Source organism: Vibrio sp. V42_P2S4T144 (genome assembly GCF_009904715.1).
GTDB classification, from domain to species: domain Bacteria; phylum Pseudomonadota; class Gammaproteobacteria; order Enterobacterales; family Vibrionaceae; genus Vibrio; species Vibrio alginolyticus.
Window position 1 is genome coordinate 1 of record NZ_WXWS01000272.1, and the last position, 4,696, is coordinate 4,696.

The following is a 4,696-nucleotide window of genomic DNA, read 5'->3' on the forward strand; positions in this document are numbered from 1 at the left end:
AACAAAAGCTTAGCGAGAAATTTCAAGCCAGATCATTAGATCATATAATCAATTAAGATCAGATTAATCAAAAAGATCAGTTATTTAAAAACAATCTTTTTTCTTTATTTATGATCTGTTTTTCTTTATTCTTCGGAACCATAGCACAACTACGGCTAGTGTGATCTGGATCTAAAATGACGGCTGATGAAAAAATTCTGATTAAAGCACCGAGAAGCCACAAAGATGGCCATCTTTTTGAGGTACATGAATCCTCTGCGGATTGGGTAGAGCAGTACCAACATTTCAAAGGGGTGACCAAAAGCATCTTAGAGTTGCTTAATCTGATCTCATTACGAGGCTTCAGCAGCAAGGATGGTTTGGTTTCAACCACAGAGATTGTGGAAGCAACAGATGGGCAACTCACACGTGCAGCCCTGCAACAACGTTTGCGCGCGGCAGTAAATATTGGTTTATTTACTCAAACTCCAGTGCGTTTTGAAGAGGGACTTGCAGGTAAAACGATGCTACATAAATTTGTGAATCCCAATCAGCTTATATCTGTGTTGGGAGCAACAAGTCTCGTTACCGACAAAGTTCGTCAGAACGAAAAACAAAAACGTTCGAAAGCATTGGCTCAGACTCAAGTAAACAAACGTTTGTTGAATGAGCACGGGTTAAACACACCTCCCACGATGAAAGATGAAGCCGATCAATTTGTTGTATCTCCAACAAATTGGGCTGGGATCATTGACCAAGCACTTGCGCCACCAAGAACTCGAAAAAGTTATCAGAAATCCATGGTGTCGATCTCTGGCACTAAAGCCGTTATTGAGACGCGATCATCCAAAAATATCATGACTGTGGATGATCTCATGACCCTGTTCGCTCTCTTCACGTTAACGGTTCAGTATCATGATCATCACAAAGATCAGTATCAGCTTGATGCTGCTCACGTACCAAACAAAACGCCGCTATACATCACTGATATTTTGTCGCTCAGAGGCAAAAAAGACAGTGGCCCAGCTCGTGATTCCATTCGCGATAGCATTGATCGCATTGAATTCACTGATTTTCAGCTCCATGAACTTACGGGACGTTGGCTAAGTGAAAACATGCCAGAGGGCTTCAAAAGTGATCGTTTTCGTTTTCTTGCTCGAACCATCACGGCCTCTGAAGAGGCACCTGTGGAGGGAAGCGATGGTGAAATTCGTATCAAGCCAAACTTATATATTTTAGTTTGGGAACCTTCGTTTTATGAAGAGCTGTTAACGCGCGATTATTTCTTCTTGTTTCCGCCAGAGATCTTGAAACAACATACTTTGGTGTTTCAACTGTACTCTTTCTTCCGTAGTCGCATGGTTCGTCGTCACACGGATTGCATGCTACTGAGTGAGTTAAACCAGAAACTTGCACGTAACATTGAATGGCGACGTTTCTCCATGGATCTGATCCGAGAACTAAAGCGTTTGTCTGATGGAAAAGGGAATGATGATCTATTCGTCGTTAATTTGTGGGGTTATCACCTGACGATCGAAACCATGATCGAAAATGACAAAGTGATGGACTACCAGATCGACATCAAATGTGATGTCGAAGAGGTCTTACGTTATTCACGAGCGCGAACGACCAACGCAGGAAAGCGTAACATGGCGCCTACGCTGCCAAACCCACTTCGTAATGAGATGGTAACCCGACAACAGCTTGAGGAGCTCTCAGGCATCATAGACGGCGAATTTGAGCCCATTCAACGCAAAGCACCGTCTCCAAGAGGAAATTTAGGGCGACGCGTGAAGCAAAGAAAACATTTGGTAGAGATCAATGCTGATGAGATCACCATTACTCTATCTAAATATACCTCACCAGAGGCTCTAGAACGCAGTATAACGGCTTTGTCTGCGATGACAGGGCACTCGTACGCCTCAATCAAAGAAGAGTGCTCAGATTACATAGAGAAGCTCGATTGGCTAAGGGTAGGGGATGAGCCGATTCCTTATGAGACATTAAGTAAAACCGTCGAGCTGTTTAACACCCAGAACGATGTTAAGCATCTTACCATCGAGCGCTTGATTGCGGGGTTAGCGGTGCGTCGGAAAGTTTGTCGTCAAATCTTCGATGGTCACATGGATGAAATGGTATTTCGTGCCTTGGATGAAATGGCGATTTAAAAGTGTCGCTTGATGTGTATCAAGCTATAGGTGTGATGTATCGGTTTGAAATGTAACAATGTCTTTCGATGATAAAAAACAGACTTAACTCTTACAAACCACTGACATTAGAAGCCAAGCCTAATACTACTATTTATCCCGAATAGACAACCTTTTGTCCTTTCTGATGATTAATAGATTGGCTCATATTGTTACATTCATTCTGAATAGACTTCGCGAGTTTCTCCTCAGGAAACTCGCTTTTTTTTGCCTAAAATTCCGCTAATTAAGCCTTGATCATTTTTCCGGACTAATGAGGTAAACCTTGATCATGCTTCTTGGGTTCATTCCAATGTAATGAACGCATCAACGCAACATGTGATTCGATTAAGCTATGGGCTTGTTCCTGCCACTTGTTTTGATCACACTGCTGATTACAAAACTCTAACGCCACAACGGTGAGATGCTGAAGTCGTCTCAAACACCAATCTTTGATCAGAATATCAGTCGAGACTTGGCATGCTGCTTGTTCAAGCTTTGCACTCGTATAAAGCAAGGTTTGATATGCTTTCTGAGGGTCTTGGTAGCTTGCATGTTGAAACACGCGTAAACATCCATCCAACCAGCAAGCAATCGCTTTACTTTGAAGATCACTCAATTCGGGTCCAAACACGTCATCAGGCACCTGATATAAGATCGTTTCCAATTTTTCTACTTGATCATGTTTCCGCTGTTCGTACCACATGGCGATTTGATCTTGCCAAGTACTCAAATCCATTACGCTGCCTCAGTCCATTGTTTTACATAGTGATTTGGCCCTATTTGATCAAATTCGTCGACAATTATGCTGCTACGTTGACGAATTTCATCGGCATCTATCGAATAGTTTGGCTCATTTTTCACTAAGTTACCAAAAGGTAAGTCAGGATCAGGAACGGCAGAAATCAACAGCTTAGTATAAGGATGCTGCGGATTCTTAAGTATTGAATGAGTGTCGCCCCATTCAACGATTTGCCCTTTGTACATTACTGCGGTTTCTTCCGCGATGTAGTGCGCAGTCGCCAGATCATGTGTGATGTATAAAAAACCAATTCCCAGTTCTTGCTTCATTCGTTGCATTAAATTCAACACTCCCAAGCGAATAGAAACATCCAGCATAGACGTAGGCTCATCCGCAAGAATGATTTGCGAACCTACCGCTAAAGCCCTTGCTAAGTTTACTCGCTGACGTTGCCCACCACTGAGTTCGTGAGGGAACTTATTCAATGTCTCTTCAGGTAGTTCCACCAGCTTTAGAAGCTCTTCCAAGCGGGCTGGGATGTCGCGCTCGTTTTTGACTTGTTTATGAATTTTTAAAGGACGTGTTAGGTGATGGCGAATGGTATGAGTTGGATTGAGAGAGCCAAACGGATCTTGAAACACCATTTGTACTTTACTGCGATATTCTTGTAGAGCCGATCGTGACGTGATCTCATTTATGTCAGTGCCATTGAAAAGGATCTCGCCTTCCGTTGCAGGATAGACTTGGGTTATTAAACGAGCGCAAGTACTCTTACCGCAGCCTGACTCTCCAACCAAAGCCAAGGTTTTTCCTGCGTACAGATCAAAAGTCACTCCTTGAAGCGCACGAAAGGTTTCCTCTTTCGCTAAACCACCGCCCACTTTGAATTCTTTAATCACATTTTTCATTTGGATGATAGGCTGGCTCATGGTTACGCTCCTTGTAACTCTGGTTGTTTGTGGACGTCATGGATGTTTGGGAAAGAAGCCCATAGCTTTTGCGTGTAGGGGTGTTGAGGATGATTGCGTATATCGTATGCTCGATTGACTTCGACGATTTCTCCGTGACGCATGATTGCAATTCGATCACATAGTTGGCTCATGAGTGCCAGGTCATGAGTGATAAAGAGGACTGAAAAACCGAACTCATCTCTAAGCTGATAAATTTGCTGTAAAATTTCTCTCTGTACCACAACATCTAATGCTGTTGTGGGTTCATCCATAATGATCAGTTTTGGATTTAGAGACAAAGCAATGGCTATCACCAAGCGCTGACGCATTCCTCCTGAAAATTGATGAGGATACTCTGCTAAGCGTTCTCTAGGAATATTGACCAAGTCCAACAACTTTTCTGCTCTATCTTTTGCTTGAGCGTTAGTGAGGCCTTGATGATGTCGTAACACATCTGCAAATTGCTCTTGTATCGTTAAGACAGGGTTGAGTGAGTTCATCGCGCTCTGGAACACCATGGCGATTTCACTCCACCTTAGAGCGGTCAGTTCAGAGTCTGAGATACTAAGGATATCTTTGCCATCAAACCATATTTTACCGCCAGAAATGAACGCTGGCGGCTTATGAAGACGATTTATTGAGAATGCGATTGTGCTTTTACCACATCCAGATTCACCGGCGAGACCAAATACTTCGCCTTTGCCGATATCAAAGCTGACGGACTTTACCGCATTAAAATCACCATTATCAGTGATGTAATCGACGCACAAATCTCGGATCTGGATGACCGGGTCATTGTGGTATGCATGACTTAAGTTAATACCATCCATATAAACACC

4 protein-coding genes are annotated in these 4,696 nt (G+C 43.0%); 1 reads left to right on the forward strand and 3 read right to left on the reverse strand.

Annotation, left to right across the window (positions count from 1 at the left end):
• Positions 1-176: 176 nt before the first annotated feature.
• A complete protein-coding gene (locus tag CAG68_RS09310) occupies positions 177-2,147 on the forward strand; it encodes a replication initiator protein RctB domain-containing protein (protein ID WP_017635223.1) in 1,971 nt (656 codons plus the stop codon).
• Between the two features lie 289 nt (positions 2,148-2,436).
• Here the strand turns inward: CAG68_RS09310 and CAG68_RS09315 are convergent, their stop codons facing one another.
• Genes CAG68_RS09315 through CAG68_RS09325 form a run of 3 tightly spaced genes read right to left on the reverse strand, consistent with a single transcriptional unit; the run spans position 2,437 to position 4,687 of the window.
• Positions 2,437-2,904, reverse strand: a complete 468-nt coding sequence (locus CAG68_RS09315; RefSeq protein ID WP_047102478.1) for a hypothetical protein — start codon at positions 2,902-2,904, stop codon at positions 2,437-2,439.
• Positions 2,904-3,836, reverse strand: a complete 933-nt coding sequence (locus CAG68_RS09320; protein WP_086047594.1) for an ATP-binding cassette domain-containing protein — start codon at positions 3,834-3,836, stop codon at positions 2,904-2,906. The genes CAG68_RS09315 and CAG68_RS09320 overlap by 1 nt, the downstream gene beginning before the upstream one ends.
• Before the next feature lie 2 nt (positions 3,837-3,838).
• The gene (locus CAG68_RS09325) at positions 3,839-4,687 is read right to left on the reverse strand and encodes an ABC transporter ATP-binding protein (protein WP_005374497.1); all 849 of its coding nucleotides are present in this window, start codon (positions 4,685-4,687) and stop codon (positions 3,839-3,841) included.
• Between the last annotated feature and the right edge of the window lie 9 nt (positions 4,688-4,696).